The organism is uncultured Sphingomonas sp. (assembly GCF_913776855.1).
Taxonomy (GTDB): domain Bacteria; phylum Pseudomonadota; class Alphaproteobacteria; order Sphingomonadales; family Sphingomonadaceae; genus Sphingomonas.
On sequence record NZ_CAJYQD010000025.1, the window covers coordinates 1 to 24,390 of the forward strand.

At 67.7% G+C, this 24,390-nt stretch carries 19 protein-coding genes; 12 read left to right on the plus strand and 7 right to left on the minus strand.

The genetic code is table 11. The annotated features are described in order from the left end of the window. The first annotated feature begins 611 nt into the window (after positions 1 to 611). The 8 genes from QZ755_RS06480 to QZ755_RS06515 all read left to right on the plus strand — a co-directional run bounded on the left by QZ755_RS06480 (position 612) and on the right by QZ755_RS06515 (position 12,743). Positions 612 to 1,892, plus strand: a complete 1,281-nt coding sequence (locus QZ755_RS06480) for an MFS transporter (RefSeq protein ID WP_294320929.1) — start codon at positions 612 to 614, stop codon at positions 1,890 to 1,892. 72 nt (positions 1,893 to 1,964) lie between these two features. Further along, positions 1,965 to 3,371: an aldehyde dehydrogenase gene (locus QZ755_RS06485; protein ID WP_294320931.1), complete on the plus strand. Its 1,407-nt coding sequence runs from the start codon at positions 1,965 to 1,967 to the stop codon at positions 3,369 to 3,371. A gap of 92 nt (positions 3,372 to 3,463) precedes the next feature. After that, on the plus strand, positions 3,464 to 4,300 hold the full coding sequence (locus QZ755_RS06490; RefSeq protein WP_294320934.1) for a p-hydroxycinnamoyl CoA hydratase/lyase: 837 nt from the start codon (positions 3,464 to 3,466) through the stop codon (positions 4,298 to 4,300). 156 nt (positions 4,301 to 4,456) lie between these two features. Next, positions 4,457 to 6,550 (plus strand): acetate--CoA ligase family protein, encoded by a 2,094-nt coding sequence (locus QZ755_RS06495; RefSeq protein ID WP_294320936.1) that lies wholly within the window; start codon positions 4,457 to 4,459, stop codon positions 6,548 to 6,550. 118 nt (positions 6,551 to 6,668) lie between these two features. After that, on the plus strand, positions 6,669 to 9,059 hold the full coding sequence (locus QZ755_RS06500) for a TonB-dependent receptor (protein ID WP_294320937.1): 2,391 nt from the start codon (positions 6,669 to 6,671) through the stop codon (positions 9,057 to 9,059). A 223-nt stretch (positions 9,060 to 9,282) separates the two neighbouring features. Beyond that, complete coding sequence (gene nadB, locus QZ755_RS06505) at positions 9,283 to 10,872, plus strand: L-aspartate oxidase (RefSeq protein ID WP_294320938.1); 1,590 nt, start codon at positions 9,283 to 9,285, stop codon at positions 10,870 to 10,872. 121 nt (positions 10,873 to 10,993) lie between these two features. Then, a complete protein-coding gene (locus QZ755_RS06510) occupies positions 10,994 to 12,070 on the plus strand; it encodes a serine hydrolase (RefSeq protein ID WP_294320941.1) in 1,077 nt (358 codons plus the stop codon). A gap of 58 nt (positions 12,071 to 12,128) precedes the next feature. Then, complete coding sequence (locus QZ755_RS06515; protein WP_294320943.1) at positions 12,129 to 12,743, plus strand: phytanoyl-CoA dioxygenase family protein; 615 nt, start codon at positions 12,129 to 12,131, stop codon at positions 12,741 to 12,743. A gap of 7 nt (positions 12,744 to 12,750) precedes the next feature. Here QZ755_RS06515 and QZ755_RS06520 read toward each other — a convergent pair whose 3' ends face one another. The 3 genes from QZ755_RS06520 to purH form a co-directional block, all read right to left on the minus strand. After that, the gene (locus tag QZ755_RS06520; RefSeq protein ID WP_294320946.1) at positions 12,751 to 13,833 is read right to left on the minus strand and encodes a glycoside hydrolase family 43 protein; all 1,083 of its coding nucleotides are present in this window, start codon (positions 13,831 to 13,833) and stop codon (positions 12,751 to 12,753) included. Beyond that, on the minus strand, positions 13,811 to 14,413 hold the full coding sequence (locus tag QZ755_RS06525; RefSeq protein WP_294320949.1) for an HAD-IA family hydrolase: 603 nt from the start codon (positions 14,411 to 14,413) through the stop codon (positions 13,811 to 13,813). Before QZ755_RS06525 ends, QZ755_RS06520 begins: the two co-directional genes overlap by 23 nt. A 174-nt stretch (positions 14,414 to 14,587) precedes the next feature. Beyond that, positions 14,588 to 16,177 (minus strand): bifunctional phosphoribosylaminoimidazolecarboxamide formyltransferase/IMP cyclohydrolase, encoded by a 1,590-nt coding sequence (gene purH / locus QZ755_RS06530; protein ID WP_294320950.1) that lies wholly within the window; start codon positions 16,175 to 16,177, stop codon positions 14,588 to 14,590. Positions 16,178 to 16,350: 173 nt separating this feature from the next. Between purH and QZ755_RS06535 the strand changes: the two genes are divergently transcribed. After that, the gene (locus QZ755_RS06535) at positions 16,351 to 17,130 is read left to right on the plus strand and encodes an SDR family oxidoreductase (RefSeq protein WP_294320953.1); all 780 of its coding nucleotides are present in this window, start codon (positions 16,351 to 16,353) and stop codon (positions 17,128 to 17,130) included. Between the two features lie 120 nt (positions 17,131 to 17,250). Here QZ755_RS06535 and QZ755_RS06540 read toward each other — a convergent pair whose 3' ends face one another. From QZ755_RS06540 to QZ755_RS06555, 4 genes are all read right to left on the minus strand, one after another. Next, positions 17,251 to 17,478 carry a hypothetical protein gene (locus tag QZ755_RS06540; RefSeq protein WP_294320956.1) on the minus strand — a complete coding sequence of 76 codons (228 nt, stop codon included), beginning with the start codon at positions 17,476 to 17,478 and terminating at the stop codon, positions 17,251 to 17,253. A gap of 86 nt (positions 17,479 to 17,564) precedes the next feature. Further along, positions 17,565 to 19,304, minus strand: coding sequence for a heparinase II/III family protein (locus QZ755_RS06545; protein ID WP_294320958.1), 1,740 nt, complete (start codon positions 19,302 to 19,304; stop codon positions 17,565 to 17,567). Continuing rightward, complete coding sequence (rpe, locus tag QZ755_RS06550) at positions 19,301 to 19,960, minus strand: ribulose-phosphate 3-epimerase (protein ID WP_294320962.1); 660 nt, start codon at positions 19,958 to 19,960, stop codon at positions 19,301 to 19,303. The genes QZ755_RS06545 and rpe overlap by 4 nt, the downstream gene beginning before the upstream one ends. 228 nt (positions 19,961 to 20,188) lie before the next feature. Continuing rightward, entirely contained in the window at positions 20,189 to 21,448 is a 1,260-nt protein-coding gene (locus QZ755_RS06555) for a transcription antitermination factor NusB (RefSeq protein ID WP_294320965.1), read from the minus strand. An 88-nt stretch (positions 21,449 to 21,536) separates the two neighbouring features. Here QZ755_RS06555 and QZ755_RS06560 point away from each other — a divergent pair, with 88 nt between their 5' ends. The 3 genes from QZ755_RS06560 to QZ755_RS06570 all read left to right on the plus strand — a co-directional run bounded on the left by QZ755_RS06560 (position 21,537) and on the right by QZ755_RS06570 (position 24,150). Next, positions 21,537 to 21,704: a DUF1674 domain-containing protein gene (locus QZ755_RS06560; RefSeq protein WP_242414736.1), complete on the plus strand. Its 168-nt coding sequence runs from the start codon at positions 21,537 to 21,539 to the stop codon at positions 21,702 to 21,704. Positions 21,705 to 21,848: 144 nt separating this feature from the next. Next, positions 21,849 to 22,196: a hypothetical protein gene (locus QZ755_RS06565; protein ID WP_294320971.1), complete on the plus strand. Its 348-nt coding sequence runs from the start codon at positions 21,849 to 21,851 to the stop codon at positions 22,194 to 22,196. A 127-nt stretch (positions 22,197 to 22,323) separates the two neighbouring features. Then, positions 22,324 to 24,150, plus strand: a complete 1,827-nt coding sequence (locus tag QZ755_RS06570) for an AsmA family protein (RefSeq protein ID WP_294320974.1) — start codon at positions 22,324 to 22,326, stop codon at positions 24,148 to 24,150. The last annotated feature ends 240 nt before the right edge of the window (positions 24,151 to 24,390 follow it).

Consider the following 24,390-nt stretch of genomic DNA (forward strand, 5'->3'; position numbering starts at 1 on the left):
GCTCATAACCTGAAGGTCACAGGTTCAAATCCTGTCCCCGCAACCAAATCACACAACACCCCGCCTCCCCAGAGACGGGGCTTTCCTGCGTCCGGTGATCCTGCGATCGCCGCCTTCCGAAACCAGCCCGACTTGCCTGGCCCCAACGCTCCAGCGTTCCGGAGGCTGTTCGGCTTCCTTTATATTCTGCAGCATGGGGGCATTGCCCCAACCAGTTCGGACCGCGCGCAGCTGATGGATCGACAGTGTTTCCTTCCTGCCCATATGCGGTGCCTTCGTTCGACGGTCCGATCGTCAGATCAGAACCACGTCCGGCGTAACGAAGCGACCACGACGGCTCGGCAGCCATGCTGTTGCGGAGCCGCACGAACCCTTTGTATCGTTCGCGCGAACTGTGTCGGCGCAGGCAATCTCACTCATGCGATCCCGTAGTTATCCACAGGGGTCAGCGGCGTTATCCACAGTTATCCACAACCCCTTTGGATCACAGGGAGGATCGGCAATGGCGGTTGCCGCAAACCCAACTCCCGGTATATGTTACCTTACATAACAAAAACCGGAGAGGACGTAGTGTGGTCGAAGACCCCCGCATAGCGATCGAGCAGGCGCCGATGTCGCGATTCCAATGGGGAATCGTCGGCACGATGGTCGGGCTGAACGCGCTCGACGGGTTCGACGTGCTGTCGATCAGCTTTGCCTCGCCGGGTATCGCCGCCGACTGGAGCATCGATCGCGCCGCGCTGGGCATCGTGTTGTCGATGGAGCTGGTCGGGATGGCGATCGGGTCGCTGTTTCTGGGCGGCCTTGCCGATCGACTGGGGCGACGGACCACGATCCTCGGCTGTCTGGGCGTGATGACCTGCGGCATGTTGGGTGCGGCAAGTGCGACGGGTATCGTCGGCCTGTCGTTCTGGCGCGTTGCGACCGGCCTCGGCATTGGCGGGATGTTGGCATCGACCAATGCGGCGGTTGCCGAAGCGGCCAATGCGAAGCATCGGGCGCTGGCCGTCGTATTGATGGCGGCAGGCTATCCGATCGGGACGATCGTCGGCGGGTCGGTGTCCGCCGTGCTGTTGACCCACTATGATTGGCGGGCGGTGTTCCTCTTTGGCGCCTTGTGCAGCGCGCTGTTCGTGCCGCTGGTGCTGTGGCGCGCACCCGAGTCGGTCGCGTTCCTGATGCATCGGCGTCCGGCCGACGCACTCTCGCGGATCAACGTTGCCCTGCGCCGGATGGGCCATGATGCCATCGACGCACTGCCCGATCCCGAACTGCACGGGATCGCCGCCAAGGCGCCGGTCGTGGCGCTGTTTTCCCCCGCGCTGCTGCGCACCACCATCGCGCTGACGCTCGCTTATCTGGCGCATATCATGACCTTCTATTTCATCCTGAAATGGATCCCGAAGATCGTCGTCGACATGGGCTTTCCGGCCCCACAGGCGGCGGGGGTACTGGTCTGGGCCAGTATCGGTGGGGCAACGGGATCGCTGATCCTGGGGCTGCTGACGGGAAAGCTGCGGTTGTTGGCGCTGACGATCGGCGCGATGCTGTTGTCGACTGCGCTGGTCATCGTATTCGGGCGTGCGCAGAGCGACCTGTCGGGTCTGTCGATCGTTGCCGCCGCTGCCGGCTTTGCGACCAATGCCGGCGTCGTCGGGTTGTATGCGCTGGTGGCGGAACGGTTTCCGACTGGTCTCCGTGCCACCGCGACGGGGTTCGTCATCGGCATCGGGCGGGGCGGGTCGGCGTTGGCGCCGATGATTGCCGGTTTCCTGTTTTCCGCGGGATATGGGTTGCAGACCGTCGCGGTGCTGATGGGCGTCGGGTCGCTGGTCGCGGCGGTAGCGTTGCTGCTGCTGGGCGGGAAATCCGCAGCGACGATGACGCGTTAGGCCAATTGCCCGATTGACGGCCTCCGCAACTCCTTTTAGGCTATGAAACATAACAAATAAGGAGAGGCCGCGATGGCGTCCGCAACAACGTTCGACCGGATGAATCCCGTGACCGGGGCCGTCGCCACCACGGCACAGGCGTTCGGTCCAGCGCAAGCGAACGCCGCGGTCGATGCCGCCGCCGCTGCCTTTCCCGCATGGTCGGCGCTGGGACCCAATGCCCGCCGTGCCGCGCTGACCAAGGCGGCGGACGCGCTGGCGGCGAAGGGCGACCAGTTCGTCGACGCGATGATGGGCGAGATCGGCGCGACCGAGGGGTGGGCGCGGTTCAACCTGATGCTGGCGGTATCGATGGTGCGCGAGGCCGCCGCACTGACCACGCAGATCGCGGGCGAGGTGATCCCGTCGGACAAGCCGGGCTGCATCGCGATGGCGCTGCGCGAGCCGGTCGGCGTCATGCTGGGCATTGCGCCGTGGAACGCGCCGATCATCCTGGGCGTGCGCGCGGTCGCTGCGCCGCTGGCGTGCGGCAATACGGTGGTGCTGAAGGCGAGCGAGCAATGCCCGCGCACCCACAGCCTGATCGCCGAAGCCTTTGCCGAGGCGCTGCCCGCAGGCGCGGTGTCGATCGTCACCAACGCGCCCGAGGATGCGGGGGACGTCGTCGGCGCGCTGATCGACAACCCGCATATCCGCCGGATCAACTTCACCGGGTCGACCCATGTCGGGCGGATCATCGCGAAACGCGCGGCCGAGCATCTGAAGCCCGTGCTACTGGAACTGGGCGGCAAGGCGCCGCTGATCGTGCTGGACGATGCCGACCTCGACGAGGCGGTGAAGGCCGCCGCGTTCGGTGCGTTCATGAACCAGGGCCAGATCTGCATGTCGACCGAGCGGATCATCGTGGTCGATGCGGTCGCCGATGCCTTTGTCGAGAAATTCGCCGCGAAGGTCCGCACGATGGCGGTCGGCGACCCGCGCTTGGGACAAACGCCGCTGGGCGCGGTGGTCGACCGGAAGACGGTGGCGCATGTCCAGTCGCTGATCGCCGATGCGGTCGGCGCGGGCGCGGTGCAGGTGAATGGCGGCGCGGCGGATGGCGTGCTGATGCCCGCCCATGTCATCGATCACGTGACGCCGGACATGAAGCTGTTCCGCGACGAAAGCTTCGGCCCCGTCGTCGGGGTGATCCGCGCGCGTGACGAGGATCATGCGATTACCCTAGCCAACGACACCGCCTATGGCCTGTCGGCATCGGTCTTTACCCGCGATACCGCACGCGGCCTACGCGTCGCCCGGCGCATCCAGTCGGGCATCTGCCACGTCAACGGCCCGACCGTGCATGATGAGGCGCAGATGCCGTTCGGTGGCGTGAAGGCATCCGGATATGGCCGGTTCGGCGGCCGGGCGGGGATCGACGCCTTTACCGAGCTGCGCTGGATCACGATCGAGACCCAGCCGGGCCATTATCCCATCTGACGGTACGGCGCGTGTCCCGCGCCGACCCGCGTGTCCCATTCGACATTTTCGCCGGCGAAACCGATCGCCGGCGCCAGCAAGAGGTTTGCACCATGACCGAAACGAGCAGCAACGGCGTCGTCGCCTATGATGTCGAGGGCGGCATTGCGTGGGTACGGTTCAACCGACCCGACAAGCGCAACGCCATGAGTCCGACGCTCAACCGCGACATGATGGAGGTCCTCGACGCGCTGGAGTTTCGGGACGATGTGGGCGTGCTGGTGCTGTCGGGCGAGGGGCCGGCATGGACCGCGGGCATGGATTTGAAGGAATATTTCCGCGAAACCGAATCGCAGGGGCTGGCCGGCACGCGGAAAGCACAGCGCGAGAGCTATGGCTGGTGGCGGCGGCTGCGCTGGTATCAGAAGCCGACGATCGCGATGGTCAATGGCTGGTGTTTCGGCGGCGGATATGGCCCGCTGTTCGCCTGCGACCTGGCGTTCGCCGCCGAGGAGGCGAAGTTTGGCCTGTCGGAGATCAACTGGGGGATCCTGCCGGGCGGCGGTGCGACCAAGGTCGCGCAGGAGCTGATGCCGTTCCGGAAAGCCATGTACCACGCGATGATGGGCGAGAATATCGATGGTCGGACCGCCGTCGAATGGGGCCTGGTCAACGAGGCACTGCCGCTGGCGCAGCTGAAGGACCGCGTGACCGAGGTGGCCAAGGTGCTGCTGGCCAAGAACCCGGTCGCGCTGAAGGCGACCAAGGACGCGATGAAGCGGGTCGGCGTCATGAGCTATGACGATGCCGAGGACTATCTGGTTCGTGCGCAGGAAGCGGCCAATTCGTTCGACAATGAAGGCCGCAAGGAAGGCATCCGGCAGTTCATCGACGAGAAGAGCTACAAGCCGGGGCTGGGCGCGTACGACAAGGATCGCACGAAAGCCTGACCTGAAAAGATCCTCCCCGGCACGGGGAGGGGGACCATGCGCAGCATGGTGGAGGGGGGTGTCGGTATTCGCAACGGTCGCGTTGCGTGGACGCCCCCTCCGTCAGCGCTGCCGCGCTGCCGCCTCCCCGAACCGGGGAGGAAAGGGATATATCTCATGCCCGACCTTTCCCGCCTGCTTACCCCCCGTTCGGTCGTCATCGTCGGTGCGTCGCCGACGCCGGGCGCGCTGGGCAATGCGGTGCTGCGCAACCTCGAACGGCACAGCTATGCCGGCGACATTCACCTCATCAACCCGAAGCGCGACACGATCGACGGGCGGCCGTGCCTGAAGTCGATCGACGACTTGGCCATGGGCGTCGATGCCGCGGTGCTGGCGATACCGGGGCCGGCGGTGCTGGATGCGGTCAAGGTGCTGGCAGCGCGTGGGGTCGGGGCGGCGATCATCTTTTCGGCGGGCTTTGCCGAAGGGGGTGAGGAGGGGCTGGCGGCGCAGGCGGAGGTCGCGCGGATCGCCGCCGAGCATGACATGGTGGTCGAGGGGCCGAACTGCTTGGGGCTGGTCAACTATGCCGCCGGGGTGCCGCTGACCTTTGTCGAGGCGCCGGTCCTCGACCTGACCGGCAAGCCGGCGGTCGGCATCGTCAGCCAGTCGGGCGCGATGGCGGTGGTGCTGGGCACGACGCTGATGGCGAAGGACCTGGGGATCACCGCGTCGGTATCGACCGGCAACGAAGCGGCATCGGGGGTCGAGGACTATGTCGAGCATCTGATCGCCGATCCGGCGACCCAGGCGATCGCGATGATCGTCGAGCAATTCCGCCAGCCCGCGCGCTTCCTGGCGCTTGCGGAACAGGCGCGTGCGGCGGGCAAGCCTGTCGTGCTGCTCCACCCCGGCACGTCGAGCGCCGCGCGCGAAAGTGCCGCGACCCATACCGGCGCGATGGCGGGCGACTGGCAGCTGATGAAGGCGAAGGTCGAGCGCGCGGGCGTGATACTGGTCGACAGCCTCGAAGCGCTGGGTGATGTGGTCGACATCGCGGTGCGCGCCAAGCCGGTGCGGCGCGGCGGCACGGCGGTGCTGACCGAAAGCGGCGCGTTCAAGGCGCTGACGCTCGACCTGGCGGAGGCGATCGGCCTCGACCTGCCGGCGATGGCGGGGGCGACGGCGGCGGCGATGCGCGGGGCGATTCCCGATTTCATCCCCGTGTCCAACCCGATGGACCTGACCGCGCAGGCGCTGGTCGATCCCGACCTGTATCGCCGCACGCTGATCCCGCTGCTGGCCGACGATGCCTATGCCGCGCTGGTGTTCGGGATCATCCAGACCGACGCGGCGACGTCGGCGCGCAAGTTTCCGGCGATCACCGAAGCGATCCGCGCGTTGGCCCCGGACAAACCGGTCATCTTCGCCGGGCTGGACGACGGTGCGCCGGTGCCGGCGGAGTATATCGCCGGGCTGCGCGCGATCGGCGTACCGTACTTCCCGTCGCCCGACCGCGCCTTTCGCGCGCTGCGGCACCTGCTGACCCATGCGGCGCGCGATTTCGCGGTGGTGGCGGCCGATCCGGTGACGCTCGACCTGGCCCACGGGGTGATCCCCGAATATCGCGCCAAGGGCCTGCTGGCCCCGGTCGGCATCCCGTTCCCGGCGGGCGGGTTCGCCGCGACCCTCAGCGATGCGCAGGCGATCGCCGGCCGTATCGGCTATCCGGTCGCGATCAAGGCGCAGGCCGCCGCGCTCAGCCACAAGAGCGATGCCGGCGGCGTGATCCTGAACATCGCCGACGATGCCGCGCTGGCGGCGGCATGGGAGCGGCTCTACGCCAATGTCGCCGCCTATGACGCGACCATCGCACTCGATGGCGCGCAGGTGGAGGCGATGGGCCGGCGCGGGGTCGAACTGATCGTCGGCGCACGCAACGATCCCGATTGGGGGCCGGTGATCCTGGTCGGGTTCGGTGGGGTGACTGCCGAGCTGCTGCACGATGTCCGGCTGCTGCCGACCGACCTGACCCATGACGCGATCGTTGCCGAACTGCGCGCGCTCAAGCAGGGAGCGCTGCTCGATGGCTATCGCGGTTCGCCCGCGCTGGATGTCGATGCGGTCGCGACCCTGATCGCCAATCTGGGCCGGGTGCTGGCCGGGACGCACTCGATCCGCGAGGTCGATCTGAACCCGGTGGTCGTCTATCCGAAGGGCGAGGGTGTGGTCGCGCTCGACGCCCTCATCCTCGCCGAAGCGGACTGATATCATGACCACGCAACATGTAGCAATGAAGCATTACAGTTATTGACAATAGCAGTCCGGTGCGTAGCCTGTGGGAAACAAGGGGAGCGACAGATCTCCCCATCCCTGGGAGGATGCTATGACTGGCCTTCGTTCGACGATGCTTGCCGTGCTGCGCTGTCATGCCGCGATCGGTGCCCTGGCGGTTGCCGCCGTCCCCGCCGCCGCGTCGGCGCAGGATACGCCGCCCGCCGCCGCCGAACCCGAGGATGGCGAAATCATCGTCACCGCCCGCCGGCGCGAGGAAAGCCTGCAGGACACGCCGGTCGCGATTTCGGCGTTCAGCTCGGACATGCTCGACCAGCGCCAGATCGTGCAGACGCAGGACCTCGAACGCATCACCCCCAGCTTGCAGTTCAAGCCGGCAGGGCAGCTGTCGGGCAACAGCGCGGCGTCGGTCGTGTTCATCCGCGGCGTCGGGCAGGTCGATCCGACCGCGGCGGTCGATCCGGGCGTCGGCATCTATCTCGATGAAGTGTATCTCGGCCGTGCGGTCGGCGGGGCGATCGATTTCGGCGATATCGACGGGGTGGAGGTGCTGCGCGGGCCGCAGGGGACGCTGTTCGGGCGCAACACCATCGGCGGCGCAATCCTGGTGCGCACCCGTCAGCCGCAGCTGGGCAAGACCAGCGTTCGCGCCCGGTTGCGCGTCGGCGACTATAACCTGCGCGAAGGGTTCGCGGCGGTGAACGTGCCGCTGGGCGAGACGCTGGCCGCGCGGGTGTCGGGCGGGTTCCGCCGCCGCGACGGCTATGTCATCCGCGCATTCGACGGCCTCGATCTCGGCAACGAGAACGGCTATTCGCTCAACGGCGCGCTGAAATGGGAGCCGTCGAGCGATTTCGACCTGTTCCTGCGCGCCGATTATTCGCGGCGCGACGAACATGGCGCGCCGTTCGTCCTCGCGGGCGTCAACGAACAGGCGCCGGTCGCCGCCATCGCCAGCGTTGCCGCCGGCTGTCCGGGGGCCACCATCCCCTTCTCGCCGATCGTGGCCGGCGATCCCCGCTTCGGCGCGCCCAATGTCCCGATGATCAACGACGCGCGCTGCGCCAACGATCTGCAGGCCAAGGGCGATTTCGTGAACGGCGGCAACGCGCCGGTCATGAGCATGTCGGAGGTGTGGGGCGTCGCCGGCACCGCCAACATCCACCTGACCGAACAGGCGCTGGTGAAGCTCATCACCGCATATCGCGAAACCAGTTCGCGCGGCATCCGCGACGCCGACAACACGCCGCTCACCCTCATCACCACCGATGTCGGGTCGCAATCGGCGCAGTTCAGCCAGGAGGTCCAGCTCCAGCTCGACTTCGGGAAGGTCAACGGCATCCTCGGCGGCTATTATTTCAACGAATCGACCGACGAGCGCGCGACGGTGTTCCTCGCCTTCCCGCCGTCGCCGCCGGTCATCCGCTCGCTGCTGGCCGGCGGTCCGGGCAGCCGCGACCTGCAGGTGTCGCGCCTGAAGACCAATTCGGTTGCGCTGTTCGGTGAGGTCAGCTGGTCGCCGACCGAGCGGCTGGAGATGAGCGGGGGTCTGCGCTACACCTCCGACCGCAAATATTATCAGGGGACGGTGCTGAACCTGTTCCCCGCGACCCAGCCCGATCCCAATCCGCTGCCGACGCTGGCGACGACGCAGGGCGGGCCGCTGGTCATCTTCCCCCGCCCGTTCCAGCGCGACTTCGCCGCGCTCACCGGCTCGGCCAGCGTGCAATATCGCTGGAGCGGCGCGGTCAGCACCTATGCGTCCTATGCCAGGAGCTTCAAGTCGGGCGGGTTCAACACGCGCTATAATGCGGCGACGTCGGACAACCTGCCGGTGCCGTTCTCGGACGAAAGCGTCACCAGCTACGAACTGGGCGTGAAGACCAATATCGGCCGGTTGCGCCTGAACCTCGCCGCGTTCCAGGCGGAATATCAGGACATCCAGCTGATCTTCCGCCAGGGCGTCGTGCCGCTGCTGTTCAACGCTGGCGAAGCGCGCATCCGCGGGTTGGAGGCGGAGGCGAGCTGGCGCGCGCCATGGGGCCTGATGGTCGATGGCGGCCTCAGCGTGCTCAAGGACAAGATCAAGAGCATCACCCCGATCCCCGGCGCGACCGCCACCGTGACGCCGAACGACGACCTGCCCTTCACCCCCGATCTGCAGGCCAATCTGGGCCTGTCTTACAGGATCGAGCTGGGGGGTGGCATGACGCTGACCCCGCGGGTCGATGGAAGCTATACGTCGAAGATCACCTTCATCACCGGCAGCATCCCGTTGATCGAGGAGGACGGCTATTTCGTCGGCAACGGATCGGTGGGTCTGAAGCTCGCCAACGGGATCGAGATCAGCGCGGGCGTCAACAACATCCTCGACCAGCGCTACCTGATCCAGGGCAATGCCTCGCTCGCGACGCTCGGCTATGCGGAGCGCATCTTCGCCCGCCCGCGCAACTGGTTCGCGCAGCTGTCGGCGTCGTTCTGAGCCGGGGAGGGGGCACCCAAGCGCAGGCCCCTATCCTTCGTCACTCCCGCGAAGGCGGGAGTCCATAAACGCAGCGGTCGCACCTCTATCAGCAACGTCAGCGTCTATGGATTCCCGCCTTCGCGGGAATGACGGTAGCGGATGGTTGCCAATCCGCCTCCACTGCTTGTCACGCCCTACCCAACCCGCCTAGTCGTCGGACAACCCCCAAGCGGAGCGCATCTTGTCCCACGACCCTGCCCAGAGCGACATCCTCATCATCGGGTCGGGGGCCGCCGGCCTGACCGCCGCGCTGCATCTGGCGGAGCGGTTCCGCGTGACGGTGCTGGCCAAGGGGGCGCTGAACGAGGGGTCGACGGCATGGGCGCAGGGCGGGATCGCCGCCGTCCTCGAACCCGGCGACACGTTCGAAAACCATGTCGAGGACACGATGGTCGCGGGCGCGGGCCTGAACGACCGCGCGATCGTCGAATTCGTCGTGGAGGCAGCCCCCGCCGCGATCGAGCGGCTCGCGTCGCTGGGCGTGCCGTTCAACATGGAGGGCGAGGCGCTGCACCTGACCCGCGAGGGCGGCCATTCGCACCGCCGCATCGTCCATGTCGACGACGCGACCGGATGGGCGGTGCAGGAGGCGCTGATCCGCGCCGCCCGCGCCCATTCCAACATAACCCTGCTGCCCGACATGGTGGCGGTCGACCTGGCGACCAGCCGGCACGAGCAACGCTATTCCGGCGCGGGCAATGTGTGGGGCGTCTATGCCTTCAACCGCGCGACCGACCGGGTCGAGCTGTTCACCGCGCGCGCGACGATCCTCGCGACCGGCGGGGCGGGGCGCACCTATCTGTTCAGCACCGCGCCGCGCGGCGCGACCGGCGACGGTATCGCCATGGCGTGGCGCGCGGGCTGCCGGGTGTCGAACATGGAATTCATGCAGTTCCACCCGACCTGCCTCTATAATCTGGAGGTCAAGAACTTCCTCATCACCGAAGCGGTGCGGGGCGAGGGCGGCAAGCTGATCAACCCGACCACCGGCAAGAATTTCATGCCCTATTACGACCCGCGCGCCGAACTGGCCCCGCGCGACATCGTGGCACGGGCGATCGATGCGGAGATCAAGCGCTTCGGCCTCGATTACGTCCATCTCGACATCAGCCATATGGACCCGGCGTTCGTGCGCGGGCACTTCCCCAATATCTATGAAAAGCTGCTGGGGCTGGGCATCGACATGACGCGCCAGCCGATCCCGGTGGTGCCCGCGCAGCATTATACCTGCGGCGGGGTGGTGATCGACCGCGACGGGCGCACCGACCTGCCCGGCCTGTACGCGGTCGGCGAGGTATCGCAATCGGGGCTGCACGGCGCGAACCGCCTCGCGTCCAACTCGCTGCTCGAATGTTTCGTGTTCGGCGAAGCGGCGGCAAAGGACATTGCCGCGCGCTGGGACAACCTGCCGCCGCCGCCGCCGATCCGGGGCTGGGACGAAAGCCGCGTGACCGATTCCGACGAGGAGGTGGTCATCAAGCAGAACTGGACCGAAATCCGCCGGTTCATGTGGAATTATGTCGGCATCGTCCGTTCGACCAAGCGGCTGGAGCGCGCGCGCCACCGCATCGCGTTGCTGGCGGAGGAGGTTGCCGACTATTACGGCCATTTCCGCGTCACCGCCGACCTGATCGAACTGCGCAACCTGCTGCAATCCGCCGACCTGATCGTGCAGTCGGCGCTGAAGCGCAAGGAAAGCCGGGGGCTGCACTATACGCTGGATTACCCCGAAACCGGGGCTGAGGCGGTCGACACCATTCTCGTTCCCTGATGACGGGTGCCATTCGTCGTCCCTGAAGGGGGATTCGTCGCAAGCGGTCCGCCATGCCCTGTTATGTTAACACCCGGACAAGCATGGTTACCCCATATTCCGGGGTGAGATGGTCGCACACATGTTGAATCGAATCGGGTCGCGCAACGCGGCGCTGATGGTGGCGGTGGTGGTGCTGGGCGGTGCCGGTCTGGCGACGCGCACGCTGCCGCCCGCCGCGCAGGCCGCCGCGCCGCGCTATGCAGTGCCGGTGCCCCTGCCCGCACAGACCAGCCCCGCGCCGCCGGCCTTGGTGTCGGCGATCAATGCGCTGGGCGGCGGGTTCCAGGGACGGGTCGGCATCGCGGTGCGCAGCATCGATGACGGCTGGGTCGTGGGCCATGCGATGGACCAGCGGATGCCGCAGCAATCGGTCAGCAAGCTGTGGGTCGCGCTGACCACCATGAACGCGATCGACGAAGGGCGGCTGGCGCTGACCACCCCGGTGTCGATCACCCGCAGCGACCTGACCCTGTTTCACCAGCCGATCGCGTATCTGATGAAGGACGGCGTGTTCAACACGACCGTCGGCGACCTGCTGCGCCGCGCGCTGACCATGAGCGACAATACGGCGAACGACAAATTGCTGAACCTGGCCGGTGGCCCGGTCGCGGTGCGCGACTTCATCGCCAGCCGGGGCCTTGGCAATATCCGCTTCGGTCCGGGTGAACGGCTGCTCCAGGCCAAGACCGCCGGCCTGCCGTGGAAACAGGAATATTCGCAGGGCAATGCCTTTGCCCAGGCGCGCGCGCGGCTCGACCCCAATGTCCGCCGCGCCGCCTATCAGGCCTATGTCGCCGATCCGCCCGATGGCGCGGGTGCGGGTGCCATCGCCGATGCGCTGGCCCGGCTGCACCACGGGATGCTGCTGTCGCCGCAATCGACCCGCTGGCTGCTCGACACGATGAGCCACACCCGCACCGGCCGCGCCCGTATCCGCGCCGCGCTGCCGACCGGGTGGAGCGTCGCGCACAAGACCGGCACCGGACAGGATCTGGGCGGGCGCACCGCGGGCTTCAACGATGTCGGCATCCTGACCGCGCCCGACGGCAAATCCTATGCCGTCGCGGTGATGATCGGCGACACCTCGCGACCGGTGCAGGAACGCCAGCAGCTGATCCAGACGGTCGTATCGTCGATCGTCGCGGTCCACGGATAAGGCCGCCGCCGCGCTGCGCTTCGCCACCGACGGGGCGGAGCGCTTCGATCGCGCGGTAATGGCCGAACTGCCGGTGATCGAGGCGGCGCTGGCGGAGGTCCCGCCCGACCGTGCCGGCGTCCGGATCGCCGGCAATGCCGCGCTGGCATCGCTGCTGGCCGCTGATGGCGCGATCGGTACGATTGCTGCCCGCGTGTTGGGCGACGTCTGTCGTCCGGTCCGGGCGGTCCTGTTCGACAAGAGCGCGGCGACCAACTGGGCGCTCGGCTGGCATCAGGATCGCACGATCTGTGTCCGCGATCGGATCGATACGCCGGGCTTCGGACCGTGGACGGTCAAGGCGGGGCTGCACCATGTCGAGCCGCCCTTTGCCCTGCTGGCCGACATGGTGACGCTTCGGGTGCATCTCGACCCGGTGGGTGCGGACAATGCGCCGCTGCTGGTTGCGCCGGGATCGCACCGCGCCGGGCGGGTGCCGGTCGACGCCATTCCGTTGGTCGTCCAGACCCACGGCGTTGCGACCTGTCTGGCCGAACCGGGTCATGTCTGGTGCTATGCCACCCCGATCCTGCACGCATCGGATGCGGCGGTTCGTCCGGTAAGGCGGCGCGTGTTGCAGGTCGATTTTTCCGCCAGTGTCCTGCCGAACGGGCTGGAATGGCTGGGGGTGTAGCCCGCCGCTAACGCTTCGCCAGCAGTCGTGGCGCCACACCCTTGTCGGTAATGACCACCGGTACGATGCTGCCATCGGCGCGGAAGGTGAGCCGGTCGATCGCGACTTCGCGGTGGTTGCCGTCGGTTTCGGTCAACGGGCGGCGGTGATAGACGATGTACCAGTCGTCGGTGCCGGGAATCTGCAACAGCGAATGATGCCCCGCGCCGCGCGCCACCCGCGCATCCTGTTGCAGCACCACCCCGCGCGGGGTGAACGGCCCCAGCGCACTCGGCCCCGTGGCATAGGCGACGCGGTAGTCCGGCCCGGTCCAGTCGCCCTCCGACCACATCAGGTAATAGACGCCGCCGCGCTTCGCCATGAACGGCCCCTCGACATAATCGGGGGACGGGGTGATCGATTTGAAGGTGGTGCCATCGGCGAACGGCACGATGTCGGTCAGCGTGTCGGACAGGCGCACGACGTTGCAGTGCTTCCACCCGCCATAATAGAGATAGACCTGCCCGTCGTCGTCGCGGAACGCCATCTGGTCGATCGGCTGCGCGCCGCCGATGATCCTGCCGATCAGCGGCTTGCCGATCGCGTCGCGAAACGGTCCTTCCGGCCGGTCCGCGACCGCAACGCCGATGCCGCCGGTCTGCGCATCGTTCTTGATGTCGTTCGCGCCGAAGAACAGGTAGTAGCGCCCGCGATGTTCGATCGCCGACGGCGCCCACATCGAATAGGCCGCCCAGCCGACGCGCTCCACGTCCAGCACGCGTGGATGCCGCGTCCAATGCACCAGGTCGGGCGAGGAAAAGGCGTCGAGGAACGTCTGGCGCAGGAACGGGTGCCAGATATGCGGGCTTTCACGCTCCTTCACCTGCCACGGCGTGAAGCGGCTCTGCGGCGCGGGTGTGCCCTGATCGGCCGAATAGGTCGGATAAATCCAGTATCGGCCGCGAAAGATGCGGATTTCCGGATCGGCATACCAGCCGGGAAAGGCCGGATTGGTCGCCAATGCCGCGCGCGGCAGCGCCAGCGATACGCCCAGTCCGGCCAGCAGCGTGCGGCGATCGATCTTCGGCTCAGCGGTAATCGGTGATCGCATAGGTCCCTTCCTCTGCCGCCACGCGCGGCCCGACGATCGCGACCGTTGCGCCGGCCGCCTTGCCCGCCGCGACGCCCGCCGGCGAATCCTCGAACACCAGACAGTCCGCGACCGCCACGCCCAGCCGCTCGGCGGCCAGGCGGAAGCCCTGCGGGTCGGGCTTGCCGTGCGTCACATCCTCGGCGGTGATGAAGACGGCCGGCACCGGCAGGCCGATGGCGTGCAGCCGTACTTCGGCCAGATTCCGCGGCGCGGAGGTGACGATCGCCCATTCCTGCGCGGCCAGCCCGGCGATCAGGTCCTGGATGCCGTCGATCGCCACGACGCCCTCGACATCTTCGAGTTCGGCGGCGTTCAGCCATGCCGCCTCGGCATCGACATCCATGCCCGGCGTGGCGAAGCGGCGCACCGTGTCTTCACCGCGCACGCCGTGGCACACCGCGATCAGCGCGTCGGCATCGATCCCGTGCCGATCGCACCAGCGCCGCCAGACCCGCTCCACCGCTGCGCTGGAATCGAGCAGCGTCCCGTCCATGTCGAACAGGAACGCGGCGTAGGGGGTGTTGCGGAACGACGGCATGAAGGCGTCGTACCGGGTGGCGGCGGGGGAGGCAAACGAACCGTGGACGCCATATCCTCGAATGTGCCACCGCGCAGGCGGGGGCCCAGAGCCAAGCAAAACAAGCGCTTGTGTATGCCGATCTGGACCCCCGCCTGCGCGGGGGTACGTTCAGGCGCTGGTCCCGCCCCCGGATCAATGCCGGAAGTGGCGCATCCCGGTGAACACCATGGCCAGCCCGGCTTCGTCGGCGGCTGCGATCACTTCGTCGTCGCGGATCGATCCGCCCGGCTGGATCACTGCCGTCGCGCCCGCCTCGACCGCGGCCAGCAGGCCGTCGGCGAAGGGGAAGAAGGCGTCCGATGCGACCGCCGATCCGATGGTACGCGCCTGCTCCCAGCCGGCCTTCTCCGCCGCATCCTTCGCCTTCCACGCGGCGATGCGCGCCGATTCCAGCCGGTTCATCTGGCCCGCGCCGATGCCCGCCGTGCTGCCATCCTTGGCATAGACGATCGCGTTCGACTTCACATGCTTGGCGACGGTCCACGCGAAGCGGCAATCGGCCAGTTCCTGTTCCGTCGGCTGACGCTTCGTCACAACCTTCAGCTCGACCTGACCCAGATTGCCGCCGTCGCGCGACTGGACCAGCAGCCCGCCGGCGATGGTCTTGACCATCAGCCCGCCGCGCGCCGGATCGGGCAGCTCGCCGGTCAGCAGCAGGCGGAGATTCTTCTTGGCCGCGAACACCGCCTTCGCCTCGTCATCGGCGGAAGGGGCGGCGACGACTTCGGTGAAGATGCCGCTGATCGCGCGCGCGGTTTCGCCGTCGAGCGGGCGGTTGACCGCGATGATTCCGCCGAACGCCGACACGCTGTCACAAGCGAGCGCCGCCTGATAGGCCTCGATCAGCGTGTCGCCGGTCGCGACGCCGCACGGGTTGGCGTGCTTGACGATGACCACGGTCGGCGGGCCGTCGCGAAACTCGCTGACCAGCTCCAGCGCGGCATCGGCGTCGTTATAGTTGTTGTAGCTCAGCGCCTTGCCCTGCACCTGCTCGGCCTGGGCGATGCCGCGCGCGGCGGGGCCGCGCGGGATATAGAGCGAGGCCGACTGGTGCGGGTTTTCGCCATAGCGCAGCTCCGCGCCACGGGTGAAGGCGAGGGGGAGCGTGTCAGGGAACGCCTGCCCCTGATCGGCAAAGGCGAACCACTGCGCGATGGCCGAGTCATAGGCGGCGGTCGCGGCATAGGCCTTGGCGGCGAAGCGGCGGCGGGTGGCGAGGGTCGTCGCCCCGCCGGTTTCGGCCAATTCGGCGATCAGCGCGGCATAGTCGGCGGGATCGGTGACGATCGCGACCGCATCATGGTTCTTCGCGGCCGAACGGACCATCGACGGACCGCCGATGTCGATATTCTCGATGATCGTGTCGCGGTCGGCGCCCTTGGCCACGGTCGCTTCGAACGGATAGAGGTTGACGACGACGATATCGATCGCGCCGATGCCGTGTTCGTCCATCGACGCGACATGCTGCGGATTGTCGCGCACCGCCAGCAGCCCGCCATGGACCACCGGGTGCAGCGTCTTGACCCGGCCGTCCATCATTTCGGGAAAGCCGGTCAGCTCCGAAATGTCGCGGACGGTGAGGCCCGCATCGCGCAGCGCGGCGGCGGTGCCGCCGGTGGAGACCAGCTCGACGCCATGGTCGGCAAGGGCGGTGGCGAGGTCGACGATGCCGCTCTTGTCGGAAACCGAGAGGAGCGCGCGCTGTGCGGTAACATGATCCATGGCCGCGCCCTTTCGCGCGAATGCGGCGGCGGGGCAAGGGGGCGCGGCTTGCGACTTTCGTTGGGTAGGCGTACCTTCCACCCCGTCCCAAACGGAGTCGGAACGATGGTCCAGTCCCACTGCTGAACTCGGCGGAATTCCCGCCGCACGATCACTTTGACAGGGACTCCATCATGCAACGTCTGCAATCTAAACGCTGCGTCGTCACCGGCGCGGCGCGCGGGATCGGCCACGCCATTGCCACGCGCTTTCATGACGAGGGCGGCATCGTCGTCCTGACCGACAGCGACGTGCAAGCCGGACAGGCCGCCGCCGCTGCGCTCGGCTGTCGCTTCGTCGCGCTCGATGTGCGCGAGGAGGGCGACTGGGCACGGCTGGCGCGCGACGTGCCGGTCGCCGATGTCGTGGTCAACAATGCCGGCGTGACGGGGTTCGAAGGCGGCATGGTCGCCCATGATCCCGAACATGCCTCGCTGGAGGATTGGCGCGCGGTCCATGCCGTCAATCTCGACGGGACGTTCCTCGGCTGTCGCTATGCGATCGGCGCGATGAAGACGGCTGGGACCGGATCGATCATCAACATCTCGTCGCGATCGGGCCTTGTCGGTATTCCGGGGGCGGCAGCCTATGCCTCGTCCAAGGCGGCGATCCGTAATCACAGCAAGAGCGTCGCGCTGTATTGCGCGCAACAGGGCTGGCGCATCCGCTGCAACTCGGTTCACCCGGCGGCGATCCTGACCCCGATCTGGGAACCGATGCTGGGCGACGACCCCGACCGCGAAGCGCGGATGGCGGCGCTGGTGGCGGATACGCCGCTCAAGCGTTTCGGGCTGCCGGAGGAAGTTGCGGCGGTCGCGGCGATGCTGGCGTCGGACGAGGCGACCTATATCACCGGGACCGAGGTGAACATCGATGGCGGTCTGCTGGCGGGATCGGCGGCGTCGCCGGGGTAGACGACCGTACGACCGCACCGTCACCTCAGACTGCGCCCAGGGGTGACGGTGCGATGTCTCACCCGACTCTTATTGTGTCAGGCAAAATTCCCGACGCTGCACTCCGCCGGAGGGCCAAGCTCAGTCGCAACCATAATAGGTCGTTTCTTCGTACAGGGTAGGCATCCCCGAACGGAACGACCCGCCATCGCAGAAGGCAATACGCTGGCCGGAAATCGTCGACATGCTTTCGTCGGTGTACCAGACCACGACATATTCCTGCCGGCGTACTTGGGCAGCAACCGGCAGTGCGACGGACGTCGAGACGACGGCACCAAGGGCAAGCACTTGCAAGATATTGCGAATCATAGTGTTTCTCCCGTTGCCCCCCGAAGCCAAGCTGACGGACATGGGGGGAGGGCGTCAAGGAATCATCGCGAACGCCGGTGATGCCCCTATCGCGCCCGGTGGAACCGCCACGAAAAATCATGGCCCCCCGCCGCCGTCGCGCCCGACAGCACCAGCTGGAACGTCGGTACGGGCAAGCCGCCCTCGTCGATCCACAGGCTTTCCTCGACGCCCAGCGTCGCGCCCTTGCAGCGGAACTGCCATACCGGGCCGCCATCGGGGATGCGCAGGAACGCGGCCTGTCCGTCCGGGGTCGGCGCGATCTCGATGCCGGGTGCCAGATGGAAGCGCGCGACGAAGCCCGTCTCGCCCTTGCGCCCGCGCCGGCCGGTCGGGATCAGCATATCCTCACCCTGCACGTCGCGGCCATCGGCGCTGAGCGTCAGGACGCGGCGATGCTGAAAGCCGAGGCGTTTGGCATAGCCGTCATGCGCGACTTCGATGCGGCTGATCGCGTCGCTTTCCTGCCGCGCCAGATCGACCACGCCGACCCCCTTGCCCAGCGACCCGTCGGCATGGATCGCGGTCGAATTGGCATCGGCCAGCACCAAAGTCGAATGGGCGGCGGTGGTCCGTAGCGCGCGGCGCAGTTCGGGGGAGAGTGTCAGCGCCGCTGCGCCCGCGCCGCCGCAATTGACCACGATCCGCTGCCCGGCATCGGACAGCTCGAATGCCAGCGTCGACGCGCAGCCTTCGCGCGCCGCGCGCGCCACCGGGGGCGGGGCGCAATCGACCATCAACACGGTACGCCCGGCGGCAAGGCGCTGATACCCCCAGTCGCCAGCGTGGCGCAGGGGCCGGGTACGCACGCCGGTCGCCGCGACGACATCGGCGATGCGTTCGCCGTCGACCGGCCCGGACCCCTGCCAGCAGGCCAGCCCCCCCTCGCCATGGCACACGCCCAGCAGGGCAGCGACCATCCGGGTGAGCGCCAGTCCCTGCGCCTCGGGCACGTCCATCCGCCGCGCGGCATAGATTTCGCGCAAGCTGGTCAGCGTCATCACCGCGTCCAGCTGTTCGGCGGGCGATCGGCCGACGATGCCGCCATCCTCGAACAGGCCGGTCGTCAGCGCCCGCGTCAGCCCATGTTCGCCGAACGCCCGGCGCGGATCGCCGCCGGGAATGACCAGCCCGGCGGCGACCACGCCCGCCCAGGCGGTGATCGCGCGGATACCCGCCGGCGCCTTGCCCGCTTCGCCGTCCAGATGCCGGGCGGCGCGGGCGATGGTGTTCAGCACGCGCGAGCGATAGACCAGATCGGTCGACGACAGGATCAGCGGCGCGTGCGCGATCCAGAACAGCAATCGCCGCCCGGTGGCATGGGCGCCCCATGCCGGCTCCGACACCCGCTCGCCATGCGCCGCCAGCCATTGCAGCATCAGCGTCTCGGCGATCGGCACGGCGGTCACCCGCGGCGCGACGCTCGACAGGTCGCGCAGCCACGCAAAGCTGTGCAGATGCTCGGCAAAGGCGGCGGAGAATTTGGGCCGGTCGAGGCCAAGGCGATCGATCGGCACCGCCTCGCCCCGGAACATCAGTTCGCCGCGCAGCAACGCCTGCCCGCGCGCGATGTCGCCGAAGAACGGGTCGTCGGCCACCGCGATCAGCTTGAGCGGATGCCGCCCCTTCAGCCGCAGCCCGTGCAGCGGCGTGCGCCACGCCAGGCGTTGCAGCTTCTCCGCAATCCGTTCGGACAGCGACAGCCCGGTGCCGCCGCCCTGCCGCACCAGCCGCTTGCCGACGTCGATCTCGCCCCGCGGTTCGTCGATCGGCTGGGGCGGGATCATGCGCCGCGCAGTGCGGCGATATTCGCGGCATAGGCGGTCGGGCCGCCGGTGAAGGTCGCGGTGCCGGCGACCAGACAGTCGGCCCCCGCCGCAATCGCCTTGGGCGCGGTCACCCGGTCGATCCCGCCATCGACCTGCAGGTCGATCTGCCGCCCCGTCGCGTCGATCCGGGCGCGGAGCGCCTCGATCTTGCGCAACTGGCTGTCGATGAACTTCTGTCCGCCGAAACCGGGATTGACGCTCATCACCAGCAGCAGGTCGGTCAGGTCGATGACCTGGTCGACCACCTCGACCGGGGTGCCGGGGTTGAGGACGACGCCGGCGCGCTTGCCCAGCGCCTTGATCCGCTGGAGCGTGCGGTGGAGGTGCGGCCCCGATTCCGGGTGGACCGACAGGATGTCCGCCCCGGCCTCGGCAAACGCCTCGACCAGCGGATCGACCGGCGACACCATCAGGTGGACGTCGAACGGCTTGGGGCTATGCGGGCGCAGCGCCTTCACGACGGCCGGGCCGATCGTCAGATTGGGCACGAAATGCCCGTCCATCACATCGATATGGATCCAGTCCGCCCCGGCTTCATCGATGGCGCGGACTTCCTCGCCCAGCTTGGCGAAGTCGGCGGACAGGATGGAGGGCGCGATACGGACGGGTTGCATGGCATTCGTCCTAGCACGGTCTGCCGATGCGGCAAGCAAAGGGTAAAGGAAGTAGCAAGAATTGGTTCACGCGGAGGCGCGGAGGGAGTGCGTTCGTGGCTGCCGCACGCCGCGCAAGCGGTCTTTTGCTTCTCGGTAGCCGTTGTGCCGGAAGGCCCGCTGCGGGGGAACGGGTGCAGCAAGCGCAACCCCTCCGCGTCTCCGCGCCTTCGCGTGAACCGATCTTCTTCAGCACCGCCGCAACCGGACGATGAAGAACCCGTCCAGCCCGCCCTGCTCCGCCAGCATCCCCGGCAACGTCCGCACATAGCCGCGCGGGTTCGCGCTAACGCCTTCGGGCAGTTCGTCGGCCGTCGCCGGCTCCACCGCGAAATCCGACCGGCCGCTCAGGAAGCGGTCGAGCTGCGCCTCGCCCTCGGCCGGCTCCAGCGAGCAGGTGGCATAGACCAGCCGCCCGCCGGGCTTCACCCAGTCCGCCGCCCGCGCCAGCAGCCGTGCCTGCAACGCGGCCGTCTCGGCAATCACGCTCGGGCGCACGCGGTGCAGCACATCGGGGTGGCGGCGGAAGATGCCGGTCGCGCTGCACGGCGCGTCGAGCAGGATCGCATCGACCGGCTCGGCCGGCTTCCACACCAGGGCGTCGCCGGTCACGACCTTGGCCGACAGCCCGGTCCGCTCCAGATTTTCGGTCAGCCGCATCAGCCGGCTCGTCGAATTGTCGAGCGCGGTCACGTCCCATCCGGCGGCGGCCAGCTGCAACGTCTTGCCGCCGGGTGCGGCGCACAGGTCGAGCGCACGGCCTGGCCCCTTGCCCAGCAGCCGCGCCGGGATCGACGCCGCCAGGTCCTGCACCCACCACGCTCCCTCGGCATAGCCCGGCAGGTCGACGATGGCGCCATGTTCGGCCAGCCGGCGGTGACGCGGGGCAAGTGCCACGCCCTCCGGTCCGTCCTCGCCCTTCAGCGACAGATCGACCGGCGGCTGCTGCGCGATCGCCTGTGCCGCCGCCATCACCATGTCCTCGCCCCATGCCGCGACCCAGCGCGCATCGGTATCGGCGGGCAGGGTCGCCGCATCGGGCAACCGCGCATTGCCGCGCATCAGCGTGCCGAATACCCCGTGGACCAGCTTGCGCGGGCCGCCATCGACCAGCGGCAGCGCGGTCGCGATCGCGGCGTGCGGCGGGGTGTTCAGCACCAGCGCCTGCGCCAGCGCCACGCGCAGCACGAACCGCGCCTTGGCATCGTCGGGCAGCGGGCGCTGCGTCGCACTGTCGATCAGCGCGTCGAGATCGGGCAGGCGGCGCAGCACGGCGGCGGCGATGGCATGGGCCAGCCCCCGGTCCTCGCGCCGGTCCAGCTCGGCGGTCGCACTCGCCAGCGCCGCCTCCAGCGGCAATCCGCGCCGGATAACGGCATCGAGCAGTTTCAGCGCGGCCCGGCGCGCGGGCACACCGGGCGCTTCGGGGGCTAGACGGGGGCGGGCCATGATCGGGTTCCCATGTGGAAAGGGGGGCACTTGAATCCTGTCGCCGATCCGCCAAGTGCATCTGCAAGCGAACCGGAAAGGACCCCCTATGGGCAAGCGACCGCCACATGTGAAGCCGCCAGCGCATCTCTCGAAGTCGCCGCCGGTACCGACCCCGGAACCGCTGCCTGAAAAACCCGACGCCGACGACCCGCTGGGCCTCAGCCCCACGCGCTATGGCGACTGGACGCACAAGGGCATCGCGGTCGATTTCTGAGCGGTTGCCGCGTCTCGCCGTTCCGTCGACCGGCGCGGCGGTTAAGGTCGCTGGTTACCGCGCAGAAGGCGCCTTGCGCGGAGTGGCTCGGGTGTCCGCCTACGCTTATTTGCAGACATCGCCCACGAAGCTTAACCTACAGATATGGACATATTCGCAATCCTGCCAATTGTTATGGCGTTAAGTTGGAGCGCATCGCCTCCTGAAGAACAACGAGATGACGCAGTCGTCTATGGCGCATCGGTCAGCTATAGAGAAAGCGAGTGCTGGTTTTGGACAGGGGATGTCGGATTAACGGCCCGACAGTTTGAAAGCGACTTAGAGGGCAAGTTTGATAGCAAGCGGGGAATTGTCATTTCTTATGCCGCAAACACTCCAGAAAGGTGTGTTAAGCTGGCGCAGCGCTCAGCAATGCGGGCTGGATTCGAGACGGTGAGAGTTGCTGTCCGTGCTGATGCGGGAGCAGTAGCGCCACCATCAAACGTCCACTAACCACCAATTCCCGCCATTCTCATAACCCGTCCTCCAGGTGACGCCCGTAGATCGCCGCCACCTACACCGCTGTCAGTAATTCCATTGCGCCCATGGAACGAACTGCCTGTTCCCGACTTGTCGCCAGATGGCATGGCTTTCGCGCAACTGGCGGTATCTTGTGGGTGGCATCGTCGGGGTCGCGCTGCTGATCCTGCTGGTGCTGGCCGCCTTTCCCTGGGGGGTGCTGCGTGACCGGGTGTCGGTGAAGCTGGCTGAACGCTTCGGGTCCGACGTGTCGATCGGCACGATCGAGCGGGTCGAGCCACTGTCCTTTTCGCCGACCCTGATCGTCCGCGACCTGGCGATCGCCCAGCCCAGCTGGGCGGGGAAGGGTGATCTGGTCCGGTTGCAGCGCATCGATTTCCGCTTCCGCGTCCTGCCGCTGCTCCGGGGCAAGTTCGACCTGACCGCGCTCGCCATCGACGGCGGGCGGGTGGCGATGGTGCGGTCGCGCGACGGCCGCAAGAACTGGGCGCCCGACAAGCGCGGGGACAAGGGGTCGGCGTCTGCCATCACCAGCCTGACCGTCCGCAACCTCGTCATCGACTATCGCGACGCGGTGCAGAATCGCCGCTTCTCGGTCACCGTCGCGTCCGATGCGCAGGGCTTTCGCGCCGGTGGCGACGGTGCGATCGACAACCGTCCGGTACGGGTCGCACTGAACGGACCGGCAATTGCGGGGGACGGCGCGTGGCCGTTCACCGCGCGCGTCGCCGGTCCGACGATCACGCTGGATGCAAAGGGGACCATGGCCTCGCCGCTCGACACGCGGCAGATGACCGTCGACCTGACCGCGCGCGCCGACAATCTGAAGACGCTGGACGCGCTGGTCGAGGCGGGGCTGTTCGGCACGCAACCGGTCGCGCTGACCGCCCGCGTCCGCCATGACGATCCGACCTGGACGATCGAAAAGCTGTCCGGCACCATCGGTCGTTCGCGGCTGGCGGCGGCCAACGCCACGGTGACCAAGGATGGCGAGAAGACCGGTATCGACGGGCGGCTGCATTTCGCCACCCTGTCGTTCGACGACCTCGCCACCGACGAAGGCCGTGCCGAAGCCGCCGCGATCGAGCGCCGCATCGGCCCGCGCGTCGTGCCGGGCACCCGCATCAACCTGGCCAAGATGGGCAATCTCGACGGCAAGCTCGCGGTGCGGGTCGACCGGCTGCTCGACATGGCCGGTCTGCGCAGCCTCGACACCGTGCTGGCGATCGACGACCGCCGGCTGACCGTCGCACCGCTGACTGTGCGGTTGGCGCAGGGGAGCATCACCGGACAGGTCGTCATCGACCAGCGGGGGCGGACCAGCCCCAAGGCGACGTTCGATCTGCGGCTGAAGGATTCGCGCATCTCCACCTTTGCCGGCGGCGCGCCGGTCGACGCCCCCTTGCGCGCCCGGCTGCGGCTGACCGGCAGCGGCGATACCATCCGCCAGGCGATCGGCCGGTCGAACGGTACGATCGGCTTCGCGGCGACAGGCGGGGTGCTGCCGGCCAAGATGGCGTCGATGCTGGGCGCCGATGTCGCGCGCGGCGTGTTGACCGACGACGATGCGCAGGCGCGGCTGCGCTGCCTTGGCCTCAGGCTCGACGTCACGGGCGGGCTGGGGCGGATCGATCCGCTGCTGATCGACACCTCGCGCGCGCAGACGCGGGGGCAGGGGGTGGTGCGCCTGTCCGACGAAACGCTGTCGATCGCGCTGACCGGAACGCCCAAACAGCGCACATTGCTGCACCTCGACCAGCCGGTGCGGATCGCCGGCCGCATCCAGTCGCCCGAAGTACGCATACCGCCGGGGGTCAAGAGCGCCGGGGGAATCCTGCGCATGATCGGCCACGCGATCCGTGGTGATGATGCCCCCCGTGCGGGCAATGCCGATTGCGGCGCGCTGGTCCGGCGGGTGTTGGGATAGGCTTGCCGACCGGTACGCCCCCCTTTCCTACACGCCGCAACCCCGCCATGATCGGCGACGCGCGACCCGCGCCCGCTCTTTGAACCCGCTGCAACTGCCACAATTTCGACACAGTGCAACAAGTGTGGCGAGTGTGAACTTTGTGAACTTTCGCGTTCAGAGCGGTTTTCGATCAGGCTGGATCATCGGCACGGCGCCATTCTCGGTTCGGGGCAAGGAGAGAGGAGGGAGCGATGCCGA

Coding starts and splice junctions, on each gene's coding strand:
- QZ755_RS06480 (WP_294320929.1), top strand. CDS start 612: ATGTCGCGATTCCAATGGGGAATCGTCGGCACGATGGTCGGGCTGAAC.
- QZ755_RS06485 (WP_294320931.1), top strand. CDS start 1,965: ATGGCGTCCGCAACAACGTTCGACCGGATGAATCCCGTGACCGGGGCC.
- QZ755_RS06490 (WP_294320934.1), top strand. CDS start 3,464: ATGACCGAAACGAGCAGCAACGGCGTCGTCGCCTATGATGTCGAGGGC.
- QZ755_RS06495 (WP_294320936.1), top strand. CDS start 4,457: ATGCCCGACCTTTCCCGCCTGCTTACCCCCCGTTCGGTCGTCATCGTC.
- QZ755_RS06500 (WP_294320937.1), top strand. CDS start 6,669: ATGACTGGCCTTCGTTCGACGATGCTTGCCGTGCTGCGCTGTCATGCC.
- QZ755_RS06510 (WP_294320941.1), top strand. CDS start 10,994: ATGTTGAATCGAATCGGGTCGCGCAACGCGGCGCTGATGGTGGCGGTG.
- QZ755_RS06515 (WP_294320943.1), top strand. CDS start 12,129: ATGGCCGAACTGCCGGTGATCGAGGCGGCGCTGGCGGAGGTCCCGCCC.
- QZ755_RS06520 (WP_294320946.1), bottom strand. CDS start 13,833: ATGCGATCACCGATTACCGCTGAGCCGAAGATCGATCGCCGCACGCTG.
- QZ755_RS06525 (WP_294320949.1), bottom strand. CDS start 14,413: ATGCCGTCGTTCCGCAACACCCCCTACGCCGCGTTCCTGTTCGACATG.
- purH (WP_294320950.1), bottom strand. CDS start 16,177: ATGGATCATGTTACCGCACAGCGCGCGCTCCTCTCGGTTTCCGACAAG.
- QZ755_RS06535 (WP_294320953.1), top strand. CDS start 16,351: ATGCAACGTCTGCAATCTAAACGCTGCGTCGTCACCGGCGCGGCGCGC.
- QZ755_RS06540 (WP_294320956.1), bottom strand. CDS start 17,478: ATGATTCGCAATATCTTGCAAGTGCTTGCCCTTGGTGCCGTCGTCTCG.
- QZ755_RS06545 (WP_294320958.1), bottom strand. CDS start 19,304: ATGATCCCGCCCCAGCCGATCGACGAACCGCGGGGCGAGATCGACGTC.
- rpe (WP_294320962.1), bottom strand. CDS start 19,960: ATGCAACCCGTCCGTATCGCGCCCTCCATCCTGTCCGCCGACTTCGCC.
- QZ755_RS06555 (WP_294320965.1), bottom strand. CDS start 21,448: ATGGCCCGCCCCCGTCTAGCCCCCGAAGCGCCCGGTGTGCCCGCGCGC.
- QZ755_RS06560 (WP_242414736.1), top strand. CDS start 21,537: ATGGGCAAGCGACCGCCACATGTGAAGCCGCCAGCGCATCTCTCGAAG.
- QZ755_RS06565 (WP_294320971.1), top strand. CDS start 21,849: ATGGACATATTCGCAATCCTGCCAATTGTTATGGCGTTAAGTTGGAGC.
- QZ755_RS06570 (WP_294320974.1), top strand. CDS start 22,324: ATGGCATGGCTTTCGCGCAACTGGCGGTATCTTGTGGGTGGCATCGTC.